Origin of the sequence: Stenotrophomonas sp. CCNWLW57 (genome assembly GCF_037203925.1) — a bacterium.
GTDB classification, from domain to species: Bacteria; Pseudomonadota; Gammaproteobacteria; order Xanthomonadales; family Xanthomonadaceae; genus Stenotrophomonas; species Stenotrophomonas rhizophila_A.
The window spans coordinates 764,038-780,438 of record NZ_JBBCBJ010000001.1 but is presented as its reverse complement, the minus strand read 5'-3'; the positions used below and the strand labels follow the sequence as shown (position 1 = coordinate 780,438).

Here is a 16,401-nt window from a genome sequence, read left to right as displayed (position 1 = left end):
GGTCTCCTGCCGCTATTTCCAAGGACCTCATGGATCGAAGCGCATGCAGCCTGGAACTTCCGATAGCACCCTGGACGCACCGACCGGCGTAAGCCTGCCGCCAGCGGAGGTGCTGCTGGACGACGCGTCGGCCCATGCTGGCGAAACCGACATCCCGGACGTTGCCGCCACCCTGTACCGCCTGCCGCAGGTGTCGGTTCCCGACAACGTGCTGCTCAAGGCGGCAGTGCAGAAGCTGGTCGAACAGAAGACCCAGCTCGACCAGCTGGCCCGCAACCCGGCGCTGGTGGGCCTGCTGCCCAGCGAATGGCAGGGCACCGGCACGCGCGGGGTGGACCTGCAGAGCTTCGTGCTCTCGGTGCTGCCTTACCTGCACAACGCCACCAAGGCCGAAACCGCGCCCGCGCGGCTGCCGCTCAAACACGTGCTGGGCGACAGCGGCCGCTGGGGCCAGGCCGATGTGGCCGAACCGAAATCGCTGGCGTTCTTCCTGGCCAGCGACGACCGCGCCACGGCAGGCGTGAAGGATCCGGCGGAGGCCTACCTGGTCGCGCCGCTGGGCCTGGCCTGGGCGCACGAGGGCCGGACCCGGCCCGGCTTCCTGCGGGATATGGGCTACACCAGCATGGCTGCGCGGGTACATGTGCTGCCGTACCCGGAGCCGGGCCAGTTGGCCCTGTACAGCGTGGTGGCCAATGGCATCGCCCAGGTCTGGTGCGTGCTGGACCGGCGCAAGCTGCGGCCGCTGCTGGCGCCGTGGTTGAGCGTGCCGCTGCTGACCGCCTATGGGGTCACCGCGCCTATGACGTGGCCGACGTCGTATCCGGCGGTCGACGAGGTGGCGCGCGCGCTGGCCACCGCGCGGACCGGCAAGGGCCCGGTCGAAGTGGACCTGCCCAAGGTGGTCGCCAAGATCGCCGAAGATGCCTCGGGCGAAACCTGGATGCCGGTCAGCCTGCTCCAGGTGGGCACCTGGGCGCCGCGCTGGCGCTATTTCCTGGCCACCTTCATCGCGCTGCCAGCCGCGCTGCTGGTGATCGCCGCGCTGGCCCTTCCGGGCGCGCTGGAAGCCGCTGCGGTGGCGGCATCACTCGGCCTGGCCGCCGGCGCCATCGGCGCGTTGGCCGCCCCCTGGGTACACGCGAGGCGCAAGCACCTCAGCTGACGGCGTGACGACCAACGGTCGTCACCTACCGAACGGCATGACCGCCGTCGGCAAGCCCTCGGTAGGTACCGACCGTTGGTCGGTACGCGCATCCGTCAGCCTTCATCCATCCGCTGCAGGCCTTCGCCGGCCAGGCGCAGGATCAGCTTCTCCAGCATCTGCTCCTCGTCCTCGCTCAGCACCGACATCAGCTTGCGGGTGATCTCGATCACCAGCGGGGCGATGGTCTCGTAGACCTCGAACCCGGCCGCCGACAGCGCCAGCACCGAACGACGGCGGTCATCACCGTGGGTTTCACGCTTGATGAAGCCGCGTTCGAGCAGTCTGGCCACGGCCCGGCTGACCGCCACCTTGTCCATCGCGGTGCGGTCGGAGACCTCGCTCGCCGATGAGCCCGGGTACAGCGCCAGGATGGTGATCACCCGCCATTCGGGAATCGCCAAGCCGTAACGGTCCCCATACAGCTTGGCGATGTTGCCGCTGACCCGGTTGGACAAAACGCTCAGCCGGTACGGCAGGAACTGCTCCAGGTCGAGCAGGGCGTGCGTGGCACGGATGGTCTGGCTGCTGGGATCGGGTGGGCTCATGCTGCGGTGCACCTTGATGGTGGTTTCATGTGAAACTATAACCTTCTTTCCGGACTCCGCATTCTCGCGGGTCTGCCTTCCGCCCGCACCTGGTTTTTTTCCGGGGGTGGGCCGCTTTGGAGCCACGTCATGAGCAGCCAGCCCGCAACCGCGTCGCACGCCCCCAACCCGGGCATGCAGGTCACCACCTTCGAGAACCCGATGGGCATCGACGGGTTCGAATTCGTTGAATTCGCCGCGCCGGCCGGTCGTGGCGCCGAGCTCCACGAGTACTTCCGCAAGATGGGCTTCACCGCCGTGCTGCGCCACAAGCAGCGCGCCATCACCGTGTACCGCCAGGGCGGGGTGAACTTCCTGGTCAACGAAGAGCCCGATTCGTTCGCCTCGGACTTCGCCGAGAAGCACGGCCCGTGCGCCTGTGGCTTCGCCATCCGCTTCCAGAAGCCGGGCGATGAGGTGTTCCAGATGGCGCTCGGCAACGGTGCCGAAGCGATCGACTTCAAGCCGGACACCAAGGCGGTGCCGGCCCCGGTCATCAAGGGCATCGGCGACTGCATGCTGTACCTGGTGGACCGTTATGGCGCCGCCGGCAGCATGTTCGATACCGACTACGCTCCGATCGACGGCGTGGACCAGAATCCGGTCGGTTTCGGCCTGACCTTCATCGACCACCTGACCCACAACCTGTACTTCGGCAACATGCAGCAGTGGTCGGACTACTACGAGCGCCTGTTCAACTTCCGCGAGATCCGCTACTTCGACATCAAGGGCCTCAAGACCGGCCTGGTGTCCAAGGCGATGACCGCACCGGATGGCATCGTGCGCATTCCGCTCAATGAATCGTCCGACCCGAAGAGCCAGATCAACGAATACCTGGACGCCTACAAGGGCGAGGGCATCCAGCACATCGCCTGCTTCACCGAAAACATCTACGACACCGTCGAGGCGATGCGTGCGCAGGGCGTGGCGTTCCTGGATACGCCGGAAACGTATTTCGAGGTCATCGACATGCGCGTGCCCGGCCATGGTGAAGACGTGGCGCGGCTGGCGAAGAACAAGATCCTGATCGATGCGGATCCGGAGACCAAGCAGCGCAAACTGCTGCAGATCTTCACCACCAACTGCATCGGCCCGATCTTCTTCGAGATCATCCAGCGCAAGGGCAATGAAGGGTTTGGCGAAGGCAACTTCACCGCGCTGTTCGAAAGCATCGAGCGCGACCAGATCAAGCGCGGCGTGCTGTAATCCACGAAAACGGACCTCCGACCATGCCCACCTCCCTCGAATCGCGCGGCTACCAGACCGGTTTCGGCAACGAATTCGCCAGTGAAGCGGTTCCCGGCGCGCTGCCGGTGGGCCGCAACTCGCCGCAGCGGGTGGCGCATGGCCTGTACGCCGAACAGCTGTCGGGCACGGCGTTCACCGCGCCGCGCGGCAGCAACCGGCGCAGCTGGGTGTACCGGATCCGCCCGGCGGTCACGCATGGGGAGTTCCAGCCCTATGCGCAGCCGCGCCTGCACGGCGATTTCGCGCAGGGGGCGGTGTCGCCCAATCAGCTGCGCTGGGATCCGCTGCCGCTGCCCTCCGCGCCGGCCGACTTCGTCGACGGCCTGTACACCATGGGCGGCAATGGTTCGCCCGACGCGCATGGTGGCGTCGGCATCCACCTGTATGCCGCCACTGCGGACATGCAGGGGCGCTACTTCTACGACGCCGATGGCGAACTGCTGATCGTGCCGGAACTGGGACGCCTGCGATTGCTGACCGAGCTGGGTGTGATCGAGATCGAACCGCAGCAGATCGCGGTGATCCCGCGCGGGGTGCGCTTCCGCGTGGAACTGCCGGATGGGCAGGCGCGCGGTTACGTCTGCGAAAACTTCGGTGCGCTGCTGAAACTGCCGGACCTCGGCCCGATCGGGTCGAACGGACTGGCCAACCCGCGCGATTTCGAAACGCCGCACGCGGCGTACGAAGACGTCGAGGGCGCCTTCGAGTTGATCGCCAAATTCCAGGGCCAGCTGTGGCGTGCGGACATCGATCACTCGCCGCTGGACGTGGTGGCCTGGCACGGCAACTACGCGCCTTACCGCTACGACCTGCGCCGCTTCAACACCATCGGCTCGATCAGCCACGACCACCCGGACCCGTCGATCTTCCTGGTGCTGCATTCGCCCAGCGATACCCCGGGCACCAGCAACATGGATTTCGCGATCTTCCCGCCGCGCTGGCTGGTGGCCCAGGACACCTTCCGGCCGCCGTGGTTCCATCGCAACATCGCCAGCGAGTTCATGGGGCTGATCCACGGCGCCTACGACGCGAAGGCTGAAGGTTTCGTGCCCGGTGGCGCATCCCTGCATAACAGCATGAGCGGCCACGGCCCGGATGCTGCCACGTTCGAGAAGGCGTCCGCTGCCGACCTGAGCCGGCCCGACGTGATCAAGGACACCATGGCCTTCATGTTCGAAACGCGTGGCGTGATTCGCCCCACCGCGCAGGCCATGGACGCGGCGCACCGCCAGCGTGGCTATCAGCACTGCTGGCAGGGCCTGAAGAAGAACTTCCAGGCGTAACCACGCACGCGACCGCGGCGATCAGCCGGCGACCGCGCCGGCCTGCTCCAGCTGTGCCAGATGTGCCTCCGGCAGCACCTCGAACAGGCGCTGGCGTACGCGCTCGCAATAGCCTGCGGAGGTCAGCGCGGGCAGCGCGTCGAGGGCACTGCCCAGCGCGGCCACCACCTGCTCGTCGCTGCGTGCCTGCTGCAGGGTGTGCAACACCGCGGCGGCCTGCGGGTGCCGCTGCAGTTCAAGAATTCCCAGCAGGTAGATGCGCGCGGCCACCAGCGAGCGGCGGCGCTCGGTGACGGGCGCAGCACTGGTCGGGACCGGGCTCGCAGCGGTCGGTGCATCCGGCACCGGCGCCGGCATGGGCTCGGGCGGCGCGGTGGACATCAGATAGCCAGCCTGGATCAGCTGGATCACCATCGCTGATGCTTCCGGCCCGATCATCGCGGTGAGTTGGGACAGGTCGCGCTGGCCATCGCACAGGATCAGCAGGCGCCGCTGGCGCATGTCCAGGGGCGCGCGATGGGCCTGCAGGGCGTCACGGGCGAGGTCGGTCTTGCGCGGTTGCATGGGCGTGGGGTCGAAGCGGTGCAGGCCGAGCCTGAACGCCACAGGTGTAACTGTGATGACAAGCACGATATGTATGCACGCGCTGCACGTCCCCCACGCTAGCCTGCGAGCCACTGACAGGAGGGCGTGCATATGAAGCAGCTGGCAAGCGTGTTGGCATTCGGTATCGCAATCGCATTGGCGGGCTGCGACCGCCATCCAGAGCCCCCGTCGGCCGACGCCGAAGCAGCGGTGGTGGAGCCGGCCGCGGACGCGACGGCAGCTGCGGCACCCGCCACCACGGCCAGTAAACCCGCCGCAGATGCCGCGGTGCAGGGTCCTGCGCGCCTGGATGGGTATGGCCCGCTGACCCTGGGTGCCAGCCTGGACGAGGTCCGCACCGCCTGGAAGGAGCCCTTGCAGGGTGACGTTCCCGATGACTATTGCCACGCGCTGCGCCCGCAGGGCAGCCAGGCCGATGACGTGATCCTGATGCTCGAGGGCAAACGGCTGGTGCGTTACGACGTGCGCAACGACCGCATCGTGGCGCCGGGCGGTGGCAAGGTCGGCATGTCGCTGGGCCAGCTGCAGACGCTGTACCCAGACCGCGGCGACCTGACCCCGCACAAGTACGACGAGAAGGGCCACAACCTGCGCGTGCGCCCGGCCGCCGAGGGCGGAGCGATCGTCAACTTCGAGATCAACGGCGATGGCAACGTCACCGCCTGGCGGGTCGGCAAGACCCCGCAGGTGGATTACGTGGAAGGCTGCTCCTGAGCCACGGCACGGGGCCGGGTTGTACGCCGCGCCATGACTGGCCCTAGAATCGGGCCACGCCACCTGGGGATCCACTGATGATCGCTGCCACTGCCTGGTTCCTGTTGGGCCTGCTGCTGCTTGCACTCGGGGGCGACTCCATCGTCAAGGCCGCCTCCGGGCTGGCCCAGCGCTTCGGTGCTTCTCCTTTCGTGGCGGGGTTGCTGCTGGTCACCTTCGGTACCTCCCTGCCCGAGCTGGTGGTCAACGCCCGCGCGTTCGTGGTCGGCGCCGAGGAGCTGGCGCTGGGCAACGCGGTCGGCAGCAACATCGTGAATGTAGGCCTGACCCTGGCGCTGGCGGCACTCGCCACGCCGCTGCTGGTGCGGGCACGCCTGCTCTCGCCGTTGCTGGTGCTGCTGGCGGTCGCCAGCCTGGCGCTGATCGTATTCGGGTTGGACGGGGTGATCGCGCGCTGGGAAGGCGGCTTGCTGCTGCTCGGCTTCGTTGGGCTGCTGGCCTTCGTGCTGCGGTACGGTCGGCGCGAATCCGAGCCGGTACGTGAAGCGATTGCCGGCTATGCGATGACCCGCACCGGCCTGTTCCTCAATGTGCTGCGGGTGGTGTTCGCCGCCGTGTGCCTCTACTACGGCGCGCGCTGGGTCGTGGGTGCCGCGCCGGTGATGGGCGCCAGCCTGGGCTGGTCGCCGCTGCTGGTGGGCCTGTTGCCGGTGGCCATCGGTACCGCGCTGCCGGAAGTCGCTGCCGCGATCATCGCCGCGCGCCGTGGCCAGGGTGACATGGTGCTTGGCCACGTGATCGGCTCCAGCCTGTTCAACCTGCTGGTCGTGGTCGGCGGCATGGCCGCGCTGCGCCCGCTGGCGCTGCCCGAATCGTTCGTGAAGCTGGAGTTGCCGGCAGCGATCGCCTTCGTGCTGGTGCTGTACCCGATGCTCAAGGGCGACCTGGCCATCAGCCGGCGCGAGGGCGGGATCCTGCTGGTGGCGTTCGTGGCGTGGATCGCGCTGGAGCTTGCGCTGATCGGGTAAGGACACGCATGGCGTGCCCCTACGACTCCGGGGGCGCGCTAGGATCCGTGCGCGTGGCGACGCGTTCGTCGTCATCGCGCCCCTCTGCCACATTGCGCGGCAACGGCGGCGGCAACTGCTCTTCCTTCGCGGTCTCGTGCCCGGGCAGGCTCGGCCGCTTTTCCATCATCAGCGACAGCGCCGCCTTGGCCATCATGTGCGCGCTGATCGGTGCGGTGATGAACAGGAACACGGTGATCAGCAGCTCGCGCGGCTGCGGGTCCTCGCCCAGGAAGATGTGGTACAGCACCGAACCGGCCAGCACGCAGCCCACGCCCAGCGTGCTTGCCTTGGTCGGCGCATGCAGGCGCTTGAAGAACGTGGACAGCTTCACCAGCCCCAGCGCGCCGACCAGGATGAGGAAGCAGCCAAACAGCAGCAGCAGCGACAGCGCGACCTGGATGAACGTGATCATTCGACGATGTCCCGGCGCAGCACGAACTTGCTGAGCACCACGGTGCTGCCAAAGCCCAGCATCGCGATCACCAGCGCCGCTTCGAAATACACCGCCGAATTGAGGTACATGCCGAACAGCATCAGCTCGGCGATGGCGGTCACCGACAGCGTGTCCAGCGCCAGGATGCGGTCGGGCACGGTCGGGCCGCGCAGCAGGCGCCAGGTGGCCAGCAGCATGGCCAGCCCGACCACGTGCATGCACACGGCCATGGTGGTCTGGATGAAGGTGAAACCGGTCATGGGAAAATCTCCATCAGCGGGGCTTCGTAACGGTGCTTGATCTGCCGGATCAGCTCGTCGGGATCGTCCAGGTGCAGCACATGCACCAGCAGGTAGCGGCGATCATCGGACAACGCGGCCGACACCGTACCCGGGGTCAGGGTGATCATGCTGGTGAGCGCGGCGATGCCGTGGATGTTGGCGATGTCCAGCGGCAGCCAGATGAAGCCCGGGTGGATGCGGCGCTCCGGGCCCAGTACCTGCACCGCCACGCGGATGTTGGAGACCAGGATGTCCCACAGCGTCACGCAGATCAGCTTGGGCAACGGTCGCAGCGAGCCGATGCGCGCGAACTCGCGGTCCAGCCGCGCGGCGAACAGCGGCACCACCACGCCCAGCAGCATGCCGAGCAGGATCTGGCCCAGGGTGAAGCTGTCGGACATCAGCACCCAGAAGCCGGTGACCATCACGCTCAGCGAGGTCGAGGGGAACAGGCGGCGAAGGAACGGGCGGCGGCTCATGGCTGGCGGATCTCCGGCGTGGTCGCACGCAGTTCACCCACGTAATCCTGCGGCGTGAGCAGCTGCGTGGCCATGGCGTCGGTGTACTGCATCAACGGGTTGGCGAACACGCTCATGCCGATGCCGTAGCAGAGCAGCAGCGCGGCGGCGAACAGCTCCACGGTGCGGGTGGGCGCCTTGCGCGGCGGGGGTACGCCCTCCTCCAGCACCGGCACCCGCCAGAACAGGCGGATGCCGCCGCGGGTGATGCCCACGATCACCATCAGGCTGCTGCCCAGCACCGCCGCCCAGACCACACCCGTGTAGGCGGCCGGCATGCCGGCCAGCAGCGCCGCCTTGGCCAGGAAGCCGGACAGCGGCGGCAGGCCGGCCACCGACACCGCGGCGATCAGGAACAGCACCGCCGGGGTTTCCTTGCCGGGCATCGGCGCGATGATTTCCTTGCGGTCACTGGCGCCACCGCGGCGGCGGCGGATCAGGTCGGCGATGAGGAACAGGGCGGCCGCCACGAACGTGCTGTGCGGCAGGTAGTACAACCCGGCCGACAGCACCTGCGGGGTGCGGATCGAGAAGGCGATGAACAGCGTGGCCGCCGATACCACCACCAGATAGGAGATCAGCACGCGCAGGCGCGCGGCGGCAAGCACGCCCAGTCCACCCAGGATCAGCGTGGCCACGCCGGCCCAGAACAGCCACTGGGAGCCATAGCCGGCCATGGCACCTGCGTCTTCGCCGAACCACAGCGAGCTCACCCGCAGCATCGCGTACAGGCCGACCTTGGTCATGATGGCAAACAGCGCCGCCACCGCTGCCGGTGCGCGTGCGTAGGCTTCAGGCAGCCACAGGTACAGTGGCATCAGTGCGGCCTTGCTGCAGAACACCAGCAGCAGCAGGCCGAGCGTTGCCTTCACCAGGGTCAGGTGGGTGGGCGGCACCTCGGCGATGCGCTGGGACAACTCGGCCATGTTGAGCGAGCCCAGGGAGGCATACAGAAGGCCCAGCGCGATCAGGAACAGGGTCGAGGCGGTGACGTTGAACACCACGTAGTGCAGGCCGATGCGCATGCGCAGCCCGCGCCCGCCACTGAGCAGCAGGCCGTAGGAGGCGATCAGCATCACCTCGAAGAACACGAACAGGTTGAAGATGTCGCCGGTGAGGAAGGCACCGTTGAGGCCCACCAGCTGGAACTGGAACAGCGCATGGAAGTGCGGTGCGCGCCGGTCCCAGCCGGAGCAGGCGTGCAGCAGGCACGGGATGGCCAGCAGCAGCGTGGTCAGCAGCATCCAGCTGGACAGGCGGTCGGCCACCAGCGCGATGCCCAGCCGCGAGGGCCAGTCGCCCAGCAGGTACACCGCGATGGTCCCATCGGCGGTCTGCGCGAACAGCAGGGCCACCGACGCCGCAAGCGCGGCCAGCGTGGTCCAGGCGACCGTGCGCTGCACCTTGGGGCCGTAGCGGCGGTGTTCGACGAACAGCGAACAGGCTGCACCGAACAGTGGAATCAGGATGGGCAGGATCACCGCATGGTTCACGGGCCACCCTCCCGGCCGGGCGCGGTATCGGCCAGCTCTGCAGCCTCATCCTCGTGCGCGTCGACGTGGTCGCTGTGGTTGTCGCTGCGGCTGCGCATGGCCAGCACGATGCTCACGGCAGTCATCGCAAAGGCGATGACGATCGCGGTCAGCACCAGTGCCTGCGGCAGCGGATCGGTGTAGTTGCCCAGCGTGCTGTCCACGCCTTCCTTCAGCACCGGCGCCTTCCCGGTCACCAGGCGGCCGCCGGAGAAGATCAGCAGGTTGGTCGCGTAGGACAGGAAGGTCATGCCGAGGATGACGTCGAAGCTGCGCGCGCGCAGCAGCAGGTAGATGCCGATCGCAGCCAGTACGCCGATCGCGCTTGCCAGGGCCAGTTCCATCAGTGGGTCTCCCCGGTACGTGCCGAACGGTTGTTGGGATCGATCTCGCCCTTGCGCGAGTTGCGGGTGCGCGACGGTTTCACCGTGCCCATCATCGACAGGATCAGCATCGCCCCGCCGAACACCACCAGGTACACGCCGGTATCGAAGCCGACCGCGCTGGCCAACGGCACCGTGCCGATCAGCGGCAGCTCCAGGTCCAGGTGCCCGCTGGTCAGGAACGGCACCCCGAACAGCATCGAGGCACAGCCGCTGACGATGGCGATGAGCAGGCCCGCGCCGATGCAACGGATGTAATCGAAGCCGAAGCGCGATTCCACCGAGGTGGTGCCCTGGATGACGTACTGGATCAGCAGCGGCACCGCCAGCACCAGGCCGGCGATGAAACCGCCGCCGGGCGCGTTGTGGCCGCGCAGGAACAGGAAGATCGATACCGTCAGCGTCAACGGGAACATCACCTGGGCCAGGTCGGCCGGTACCGGCAGCTTGATCGGCGGGCCCGGCATGATCTGCTCCGGCGCCATCCGCGAACGCCGCAGCATGGCGTGCACCACCAGGGCGGCGATGCCGAACACGGTGATCTCACCGAAAGTATCGAAGCCACGGAAGTCCACCAGGATCACGTTGACCACGTTTTCGCCGTACGCTTCGGGCAGCGCACGCGCCAGCAGTTCGCCGGCCATGCTGTTGGGCGGCAGGGTCATCGCGCTGTAGGCCATGGCGGCCAGGCCGCCACCACCGATCACCGCGATCAATGCGTCCCGGCGCTTGCGCCAGCGCGACTTCTCCGGCGGCGACTGCGCCGGCAAGTAGTTCATGCCCAGCAGCATCAGCACCAGCGTCACCATCTCCACCAGCAGCTGGGTCAACGCCAGGTCCGGCGCGGACAGGAACACGAAGGTCAGCGACACCATCAGGCCCACGCCACCGGCGACCAGCACTGCCAGCAGGCGCTGCCGATAGACGAACAGCGCGCCCAGCGCGCAGGCCATCATCACCGCCCACAGCGCCCAGCCCAGCAACGGAATCGGCTGCGGCGAAGGCCAGTTGGGCGACACCGGATTGGCCACGAACGGGGCGGCGGCCACGATGATCGCCACCACCACCAGCGCCATCAGCATGCGCTGCAGGCTGCCGTTGGCCAGGCCCTGGGTGAGCCGGTGGGCGAAGCCGAACACCAGGTCCAGCTGCTTGTGGAACAGGTTGCGCCCGATGGCATGGCTGACCACCGCATGCAGGTTGATCAGCCGGCGCAGACCGAAGTACAGGGCGATGCCGCCCAGTACACCTGCGATGCTCATCATCAGCGGCATGTTGAAGCCGTGCCAGACCGACAGGCTGTAGGCCGGCATGGCCGGGCCCAGGATCGAGGAGGCTGCCGCGTGCAGGATCGGGGCCACAGTGATCGCCGGGGCTACGCCCACCGCCACGCACAGCACCACCAGGACCTCCACCGGCACCTTCATGAAGCGCGGCGGCTCGTGCGGCACCCGGTCCAGGTCATGCGGGCCTTGGCCGAAGAAGGTGTCATGCACGAAGCGCAGGCTGTAGGCCACGCCCAGCACGCCGGCCAGCAGCGCGGCGATCGACACGGCGATGCGCATCGGTTCCGGTCCCTGCGCGGTAATGGCCTCGGCGAACAGCATTTCCTTGGACAGGAAGCCGTTGAGTAGCGGAATGCCGGCCATGGCCAGCGAGGCGATGATCGCCAGCGCGCTGGTGAACGGCATCAACCGGCGCAGGCCACCCAGCTTGCGCATGTCGCGCGTGCCGGTTTCATGGTCGATGATGCCGGCGGCCATGAACAGCGAGGCCTTGAAGGTGGCGTGGTTGAGGATGTGGAACACGCCGGCCACCACCGCCATCGGCGTGGACAGGCCGAACAGCAGGGTGATCAGGCCCAGGTGCGAGATCGTCGAATAGGCCAGCAGCCCTTTCAGGTCGTGCTGGAAAATCGCGTTCCAGGCGCCGATCAGCAGGGTCAGTGCGCCGATCCCGCTGACTGTATAGAAGAACAGGTCGGTACCGGCCAGCGCCGGGTGCAGCCGCGCCAGCAGGAACACGCCGGCCTTCACCATGGTGGCCGAGTGCAGGTAGGCCGACACCGGGGTCGGCGCAGCCATGGCATGCGGCAGCCAGAAGTGGAACGGGAACTGCGCGCTCTTGGTGAAGATGCCCGCCAGCACCAGGAACAGGGCCCACGGGTACAGCGGGCTGGCACGGATCACATCGCCGGCGGCCAGCACCGCATCCAGTTCAAAACTGCCGACGATGCGGCCGATCAGCAGCACGCCACCGAGCAGGGCCAGGCCGCCGCCGCCGGTGACCACCAGCGCCATCCGCGCGCCCTCGCGGGCATCCTGGCGGTGCGACCAGAAGCCGATCAGCAGGAACGAGCTGATGCTGGTCATTTCCCAGAACACCATCAGCAACAACAGGTTGCCGGACAGCACCATGCCCAGCATGGCGCCCATGAACAGCAGCAGGTAGCAGTAGAAGCGGTGCGCGTTGTCCCTGGCGCTCAGGTAGTAGTGCGCGTACATCACCACCAGCGCACCGATGGCCAGCACCATGCCGGCGAACATCCAGGCCAGCCCATCCAGCCGCACCGAGAAGGCCAGCCCGATCTGCGGCAGCCAGTCCCCGAAACTGCGCACCACCCCGCCATCAAGGATCGCGGGGGTCATCGTGGCGAGCAGCGCCAGCCCGCCCACGGGGGCGGCCGCGGCCAGCCAGGCGGCCGTGGCACGGGAACTGTGGCGGAACACAATGACCGCCACCGCCAGCAGGAAGGGCAGGGCGAGCAGCAGGAGAAGGCTGGGATTCATGCAGGGAATGCGGGATTCACGAGCAGGCCTTTCAGTCTAACAGGCGGGGATTTGTCGCCGATATACCCGATTACGCCACCAACTGCAGGCAACGTGCGTGATTCATCTTTTTGCTGTCGGCAGGGTGGTCCATTCGGGGTTGTTCAGCGCCGTATGGAAACGTTGCCGGCACTTTGCGCCATGAGTGATCTCGCTACCGTTCAGCCCAGCAACGACAGGGCCTCCGCCCGCGCGTCAGCCACCGCGCAGATGAACGAACCACCCTCCCCGGATCGCGTCCACCGCCATGCTGGACCCGCTGCCGTGCAGCAGGAGTGAGCATCCATTTCGTTCAGGTTGGGCCGGTCAATACGCCAGGTCGAACTTCCGGTACGCCTTGGCCATCACCCAGGCCGGCCCGATCAGCAGATAGGTCAGGTCGGTCAGGAAGCTGGGCTTGCGCCCCTCGAACTTGTGGCCGATGAACTGCGCGACCCAGGCCACCACGAACACGCCCAGCCCCAGCCAGGCCAGGTTGGCCAGCCCGATCTCGGCTTCCAGCAGCCGGCAAGTGCAGCCGCATACAAAGAAGAAGGCGAGCATGCCCAGGCCCAACCGGCGCGACAGGCGGTTGTAGAAGCACCACGCGGTAAACATCGCCAGGCCGGCCCAGACCCCGTACTGGAACCAGGTGATCAGCGGCGGCAGGCACCAGAGCAGGGCAATGACCGACCACAGGATCGCCGGCACCGCCACCACATGGATGCGCTGGTTCAGCGTATTGCGGTGATCGTCTGAATAGCTGGCGAAATAGCGGTCGATGGGCCGCACAAGCTGGGTCGTCGTGGACATTGAGCCTCCGGAGTGACCACAGAATACTCCCGACAGCGGACGGGTAGGGCGGGGCGGGTAAAGCGGAGCGGGTAGAGCGGAGCGGGTAGAGCGGACTGTTAGTCCGCTGCTCCACCGCAGCCGACTAACAGTCGGCTCTACCGCCCAAGCCGACTAACAGTCGGCTCTACCGCGCAAGCCGGACTCTACCGGCGGCATCAATCCACCGAGATACCTGCCAGGCGCTGCAGCGCCTCGGCGTACTTGGCGCGGGTGCGTTCGATGATGTCCGCCGGGATGCTCGGGCCCGGGGCGGTCTTGCCCCAGTCCAGCGTCTCCAGGTAATCGCGGACGAACTGCTTGTCGTAGCTCGGCGGGCTGGTGCCCACTTCGTACTCGTCGGCCGGCCAGTAGCGCGAGGAATCCGGGGTCAGCATCTCGTCCATGATGTACAGGCGGCCATCGGCATCGGTACCGAACTCGAACTTGGTGTCGGCCAGGATGATGCCGTGCTCGCGGGCGTAATCGGCGGCGAACTTGTAGATGCGCAGGGTGGCATCGCGCACGCGCTCGGCCAGGTCCGCGCCGACCGCCTTCACCATCGCATCGAAATCGATGTTCTCGTCATGGTCGCCCACGGCGGCCTTGGTCGAGGGGGTGAAGATCGGCTCGGGCAGCTGCTCGGCCTGGCGCAGGCCATCGGGCAGCTCGATGCCGCTGACCTTGCCGGTGCGCTGGTAGTCCTTCCAGCCGCTGCCGATGAGGTAGCCGCGGGCGATGGCTTCCACCGGTACGGGCTTGAGCTTGCGGGTCACGACCGCGCGCTTGGCGTACAGCGCCGCGTCCACGCCCTCGGGCAGCACGCTGGCCACGTCGATGCCGGTGAGGTGGTTGGGCATCAGGTGCGCGGTCTTGGCGAACCAGAAGTTGGAGACCTGGCAGAGCATTTCGCCCTTGCCGGGAATCGGATCGGGAAGCACCACGTCGAAGGCCGACAGACGGTCGGTCGCGACCATCAGCAGGTAGTCCCCCGGCGGAGTGCCGGCGGGCAGCCGTTCGCGCGGAATGTCGAAAACATCACGCACCTTGCCGCGATGGCGCAAGGGCAGGCCGGGGAGATCGGATTGCAACAACGTGGTCGGCACGGGCACTCCTGGGGCTTCGTCGAGACGGCTGTCCAGGGCACCCGGAGGGCCCGCAGGGACAGCGGGCGGCCTAGTGTAAAGCGGGTTGGGGCCGCTGTGACGTAAAATGAGGTTCCTTTGTTGCCCCGGCCGCCCCGACGACCATGCGCTGGTACGGAAAACTGCTTGGATTCATCGCCGGCGCCCTGCTTTTCAGGCCCAATCCGCTGTTTGGTGCCGTGGTCGGCCTGCTGATCGGCCATGCCTTCGATGCCGACTGGTTCCGGCTGAACAGGGAGAACCCGTACCGGGAGCTGGGGCTGACCTCCGAGGCCACCGATGCCGAGATCGACCTGGCCTACCGGCGGCTGATGTCCCAGTACCACCCCGACAAGGTCGTCGGCGCCGCCCCCGAGCTGCGCCAGCAGGCCGAGCGCAAGTCGCGCCAGCTCAATGCCGCCTACGACCGCATCAAGACCCTGCGCAAGCGCTGAGCGCGCGCGGCCCCCTCTCTACGTCCTGAAGGCCCCGGCCATGTCCAACTGCATCATTGCCCCCTCCATCCTGTCCGCCAACTTCGCCCGCCTCGGCGAAGAGGTGGACAACGTGCTCGCCGCCGGTGCCGACTGGGTGCATTTCGACGTGATGGACAACCATTACGTGCCGAACCTGACCATCGGCCCGATGGTCTGCCAGGCGCTGCGCAAGCATGGCGTGACCGCCCCGATCGACGTGCACCTGATGGTGGAACCGGTGGACCGCATCATTCCGGACTTCGCCGAGGCCGGCGCGACCTATATCAGCTTCCACCCCGAGGCCAGCCGCCACGTGCACCGCACCATCCAGCTGATCCGCTCGCTGGGCTGCAAGCCGGGCCTGGTGCTCAACCCGGGCACCCCGGTGGACATCCTGGACTGGGTGCTGGACGACCTGGACCTCGTGCTGCTGATGTCGGTCAACCCCGGTTTCGGCGGCCAGGCCTTCATTCCCTCTGCGCTGGACAAGCTGCGCGTGGTGCGCCAGAAGATCGATGCGAGCGGCCGCGATGTGCGCCTGGAGATCGACGGCGGGGTGAAGGCCGACAACATCGGCGCGATTGCCGCGGCCGGCGCCGACGCCTTCGTGGCTGGCTCGGCCATCTTCAACGCGCCGATCAGCTACAAGGACGTGATTGACCAGATGCGCCACAACGTAGCCAAGGCACGGGGCTGAGCATGGGGGCGCCGGCGCTGCAGATCCGCGAGGCCACCGCTGCCGATGCCGCGCTGATCCTGCGCTTCATCCGCGAGCTGGCGATCTACGAAAAGGCCGAATCGTCGGTGCAGACCGACGAGGCGGGCATCGTCGCCAGCCTGTTCGGCGAGGGCGCCAAGGCGCGCGCGCTGATCTGTGAAGCCGGTGGCGAGGCGATCGGCTACGCGGTGTATTTCTACAACTACTCCACCTGGCTGGGCCGCAACGGCGTTTACCTGGAAGACCTGTACGTGAGTCCGGCGCAGCGCGGCAGTGGCGCCGGCAAGGCGCTGCTCAAGCACATCGCCCGCATCGCAGTGGCCGAAGGCTGCGGCCGCTTCGAGTGGTCGGTGCTGGACTGGAACGAACCGGCGATCCGGTTCTATGAGGCGGCCGGCGCCAAGCCGCAGAGCGAGTGGACGGTGTACCGCCTCGAGGGCGAAGCCCTGAAGGCATTCGCCGGCGGAGATTGAACGCATATGCGGGGAAGGCCATCATCGGGGCTATCAATGTTCGAGCTGTAGCCGATAGGCAGAAATGCCTTGCCACGCAGATGTTCCCGTAACAGAATCGATCCATCCAGCCC

18 protein-coding genes are annotated in these 16,401 nt (G+C 67.1%); 8 read left to right on the top strand and 10 right to left on the bottom strand.

Features of this window, described 5'->3' with window-relative positions:
* Nucleotides 1–43: 43 nt before the first annotated feature.
* A complete protein-coding gene (locus V9K91_RS03445) occupies nt 44–1,165 on the top strand; it encodes a hypothetical protein (protein WP_249833254.1) in 1,122 nt (373 codons plus the stop codon).
* Nucleotides 1,166–1,260: 95 nt separating this feature from the next.
* Here the strand turns inward: V9K91_RS03445 and V9K91_RS03440 are convergent, their stop codons facing one another.
* Complete coding sequence (locus tag V9K91_RS03440; RefSeq protein ID WP_068854306.1) at nt 1,261–1,752, bottom strand: MarR family winged helix-turn-helix transcriptional regulator; 492 nt, start codon at nt 1,750–1,752, stop codon at nt 1,261–1,263.
* Between the two features lie 129 nt (nt 1,753–1,881).
* Here V9K91_RS03440 and hppD point away from each other — a divergent pair, with 129 nt between their 5' ends.
* The gene (gene hppD, locus V9K91_RS03435) at nt 1,882–2,997 is read left to right on the top strand and encodes a 4-hydroxyphenylpyruvate dioxygenase (protein WP_176472606.1); all 1,116 of its coding nucleotides are present in this window, start codon (nt 1,882–1,884) and stop codon (nt 2,995–2,997) included.
* A 23-nt stretch (nt 2,998–3,020) separates the two neighbouring features.
* Complete coding sequence (gene hmgA / locus V9K91_RS03430; RefSeq protein WP_336442689.1) at nt 3,021–4,322, top strand: homogentisate 1,2-dioxygenase; 1,302 nt, start codon at nt 3,021–3,023, stop codon at nt 4,320–4,322.
* 21 nt (nt 4,323–4,343) lie between these two features.
* Here hmgA and V9K91_RS03425 read toward each other — a convergent pair whose 3' ends face one another.
* A complete protein-coding gene (locus tag V9K91_RS03425; RefSeq protein WP_336442796.1) occupies nt 4,344–4,886 on the bottom strand; it encodes a hypothetical protein in 543 nt (180 codons plus the stop codon).
* 132 nt (nt 4,887–5,018) lie between these two features.
* Between V9K91_RS03425 and V9K91_RS03420 the strand changes: the two genes are divergently transcribed.
* Together V9K91_RS03420 and V9K91_RS03415 are read left to right on the top strand one after the other, a co-directional pair.
* Complete coding sequence (locus V9K91_RS03420) at nt 5,019–5,642, top strand: hypothetical protein (RefSeq protein WP_336442688.1); 624 nt, start codon at nt 5,019–5,021, stop codon at nt 5,640–5,642.
* Between the two features lie 77 nt (nt 5,643–5,719).
* Nucleotides 5,720–6,670: a sodium:calcium antiporter gene (locus tag V9K91_RS03415; protein WP_336442687.1), complete on the top strand. Its 951-nt coding sequence runs from the start codon at nt 5,720–5,722 to the stop codon at nt 6,668–6,670.
* A 19-nt stretch (nt 6,671–6,689) separates the two neighbouring features.
* Here V9K91_RS03415 and V9K91_RS03410 read toward each other — a convergent pair whose 3' ends face one another.
* The 8 genes from V9K91_RS03410 to V9K91_RS03375 all read right to left on the bottom strand — a co-directional run bounded on the left by V9K91_RS03410 (nt 6,690) and on the right by V9K91_RS03375 (nt 14,603).
* Nucleotides 6,690–7,124, bottom strand: coding sequence for a Na+/H+ antiporter subunit G (locus V9K91_RS03410; RefSeq protein WP_336442686.1), 435 nt, complete (start codon nt 7,122–7,124; stop codon nt 6,690–6,692).
* A complete protein-coding gene (locus tag V9K91_RS03405; RefSeq protein ID WP_068854300.1) occupies nt 7,121–7,405 on the bottom strand; it encodes a K+/H+ antiporter subunit F in 285 nt (94 codons plus the stop codon). The genes V9K91_RS03410 and V9K91_RS03405 overlap by 4 nt, the downstream gene beginning before the upstream one ends.
* Nucleotides 7,402–7,905, bottom strand: a complete 504-nt coding sequence (locus tag V9K91_RS03400) for a Na+/H+ antiporter subunit E (RefSeq protein ID WP_068854299.1) — start codon at nt 7,903–7,905, stop codon at nt 7,402–7,404. The genes V9K91_RS03405 and V9K91_RS03400 overlap by 4 nt, the downstream gene beginning before the upstream one ends.
* On the bottom strand, nt 7,902–9,437 hold the full coding sequence (locus V9K91_RS03395; protein WP_095363154.1) for a monovalent cation/H+ antiporter subunit D: 1,536 nt from the start codon (nt 9,435–9,437) through the stop codon (nt 7,902–7,904). Before V9K91_RS03395 ends, V9K91_RS03400 begins: the two co-directional genes overlap by 4 nt.
* Nucleotides 9,434–9,820: a Na+/H+ antiporter subunit C gene (locus V9K91_RS03390; protein ID WP_068854297.1), complete on the bottom strand. Its 387-nt coding sequence runs from the start codon at nt 9,818–9,820 to the stop codon at nt 9,434–9,436. The genes V9K91_RS03395 and V9K91_RS03390 overlap by 4 nt, the downstream gene beginning before the upstream one ends.
* The gene (locus V9K91_RS03385) at nt 9,820–12,648 is read right to left on the bottom strand and encodes a monovalent cation/H+ antiporter subunit A (RefSeq protein ID WP_336442685.1); all 2,829 of its coding nucleotides are present in this window, start codon (nt 12,646–12,648) and stop codon (nt 9,820–9,822) included. The genes V9K91_RS03390 and V9K91_RS03385 overlap by 1 nt, the downstream gene beginning before the upstream one ends.
* Nucleotides 12,649–12,993: 345 nt before the next feature.
* Nucleotides 12,994–13,479, bottom strand: a complete 486-nt coding sequence (locus V9K91_RS03380) for an Mpo1-like protein (protein ID WP_095363152.1) — start codon at nt 13,477–13,479, stop codon at nt 12,994–12,996.
* 197 nt (nt 13,480–13,676) lie between these two features.
* Nucleotides 13,677–14,603 (bottom strand): phosphoribosylaminoimidazolesuccinocarboxamide synthase, encoded by a 927-nt coding sequence (locus V9K91_RS03375; protein WP_176472605.1) that lies wholly within the window; start codon nt 14,601–14,603, stop codon nt 13,677–13,679.
* Nucleotides 14,604–14,746: 143 nt separating this feature from the next.
* On the opposite strand from V9K91_RS03375, the gene V9K91_RS03370 reads away from it, so the two are divergent.
* From V9K91_RS03370 to V9K91_RS03360, 3 genes are read left to right on the top strand one after another with little or no spacing between them, the layout of a single operon-like run.
* Nucleotides 14,747–15,076, top strand: coding sequence for a DnaJ domain-containing protein (locus V9K91_RS03370; protein WP_095363151.1), 330 nt, complete (start codon nt 14,747–14,749; stop codon nt 15,074–15,076).
* A 40-nt stretch (nt 15,077–15,116) separates the two neighbouring features.
* Nucleotides 15,117–15,794: a ribulose-phosphate 3-epimerase gene (gene rpe, locus V9K91_RS03365; RefSeq protein WP_068854293.1), complete on the top strand. Its 678-nt coding sequence runs from the start codon at nt 15,117–15,119 to the stop codon at nt 15,792–15,794.
* A gap of 2 nt (nt 15,795–15,796) precedes the next feature.
* On the top strand, nt 15,797–16,288 hold the full coding sequence (locus tag V9K91_RS03360) for a GNAT family N-acetyltransferase (protein WP_095363150.1): 492 nt from the start codon (nt 15,797–15,799) through the stop codon (nt 16,286–16,288).
* The last annotated feature ends 113 nt before the right edge of the window (nt 16,289–16,401 follow it).

Bases quoted from the DNA above. Each gene is read 5' to 3' on its own strand.
- V9K91_RS03385 (WP_336442685.1), bottom strand. From the start codon at position 12,648: ATGAATCCCAGCCTTCTCCTGCTGCTCGCCCTGCCCTTCCTGCTGGCG.
- hppD (WP_176472606.1), top strand. From the start codon at position 1,882: ATGAGCAGCCAGCCCGCAACCGCGTCGCACGCCCCCAACCCGGGCATG.
- rpe (WP_068854293.1), top strand. From the start codon at position 15,117: ATGTCCAACTGCATCATTGCCCCCTCCATCCTGTCCGCCAACTTCGCC.
- V9K91_RS03440 (WP_068854306.1), bottom strand. From the start codon at position 1,752: ATGAGCCCACCCGATCCCAGCAGCCAGACCATCCGTGCCACGCACGCC.
- V9K91_RS03420 (WP_336442688.1), top strand. From the start codon at position 5,019: ATGAAGCAGCTGGCAAGCGTGTTGGCATTCGGTATCGCAATCGCATTG.
- V9K91_RS03405 (WP_068854300.1), bottom strand. From the start codon at position 7,405: ATGACCGGTTTCACCTTCATCCAGACCACCATGGCCGTGTGCATGCAC.
- V9K91_RS03360 (WP_095363150.1), top strand. From the start codon at position 15,797: ATGGGGGCGCCGGCGCTGCAGATCCGCGAGGCCACCGCTGCCGATGCC.
- V9K91_RS03400 (WP_068854299.1), bottom strand. From the start codon at position 7,905: ATGAGCCGCCGCCCGTTCCTTCGCCGCCTGTTCCCCTCGACCTCGCTG.
- hmgA (WP_336442689.1), top strand. From the start codon at position 3,021: ATGCCCACCTCCCTCGAATCGCGCGGCTACCAGACCGGTTTCGGCAAC.
- V9K91_RS03415 (WP_336442687.1), top strand. From the start codon at position 5,720: ATGATCGCTGCCACTGCCTGGTTCCTGTTGGGCCTGCTGCTGCTTGCA.
- V9K91_RS03445 (WP_249833254.1), top strand. From the start codon at position 44: ATGCAGCCTGGAACTTCCGATAGCACCCTGGACGCACCGACCGGCGTA.
- V9K91_RS03390 (WP_068854297.1), bottom strand. From the start codon at position 9,820: ATGGAACTGGCCCTGGCAAGCGCGATCGGCGTACTGGCTGCGATCGGC.
- V9K91_RS03410 (WP_336442686.1), bottom strand. From the start codon at position 7,124: ATGATCACGTTCATCCAGGTCGCGCTGTCGCTGCTGCTGCTGTTTGGC.
- V9K91_RS03425 (WP_336442796.1), bottom strand. From the start codon at position 4,886: ATGCAACCGCGCAAGACCGACCTCGCCCGTGACGCCCTGCAGGCCCAT.
- V9K91_RS03370 (WP_095363151.1), top strand. From the start codon at position 14,747: ATGCGCTGGTACGGAAAACTGCTTGGATTCATCGCCGGCGCCCTGCTT.
- V9K91_RS03380 (WP_095363152.1), bottom strand. From the start codon at position 13,479: ATGTCCACGACGACCCAGCTTGTGCGGCCCATCGACCGCTATTTCGCC.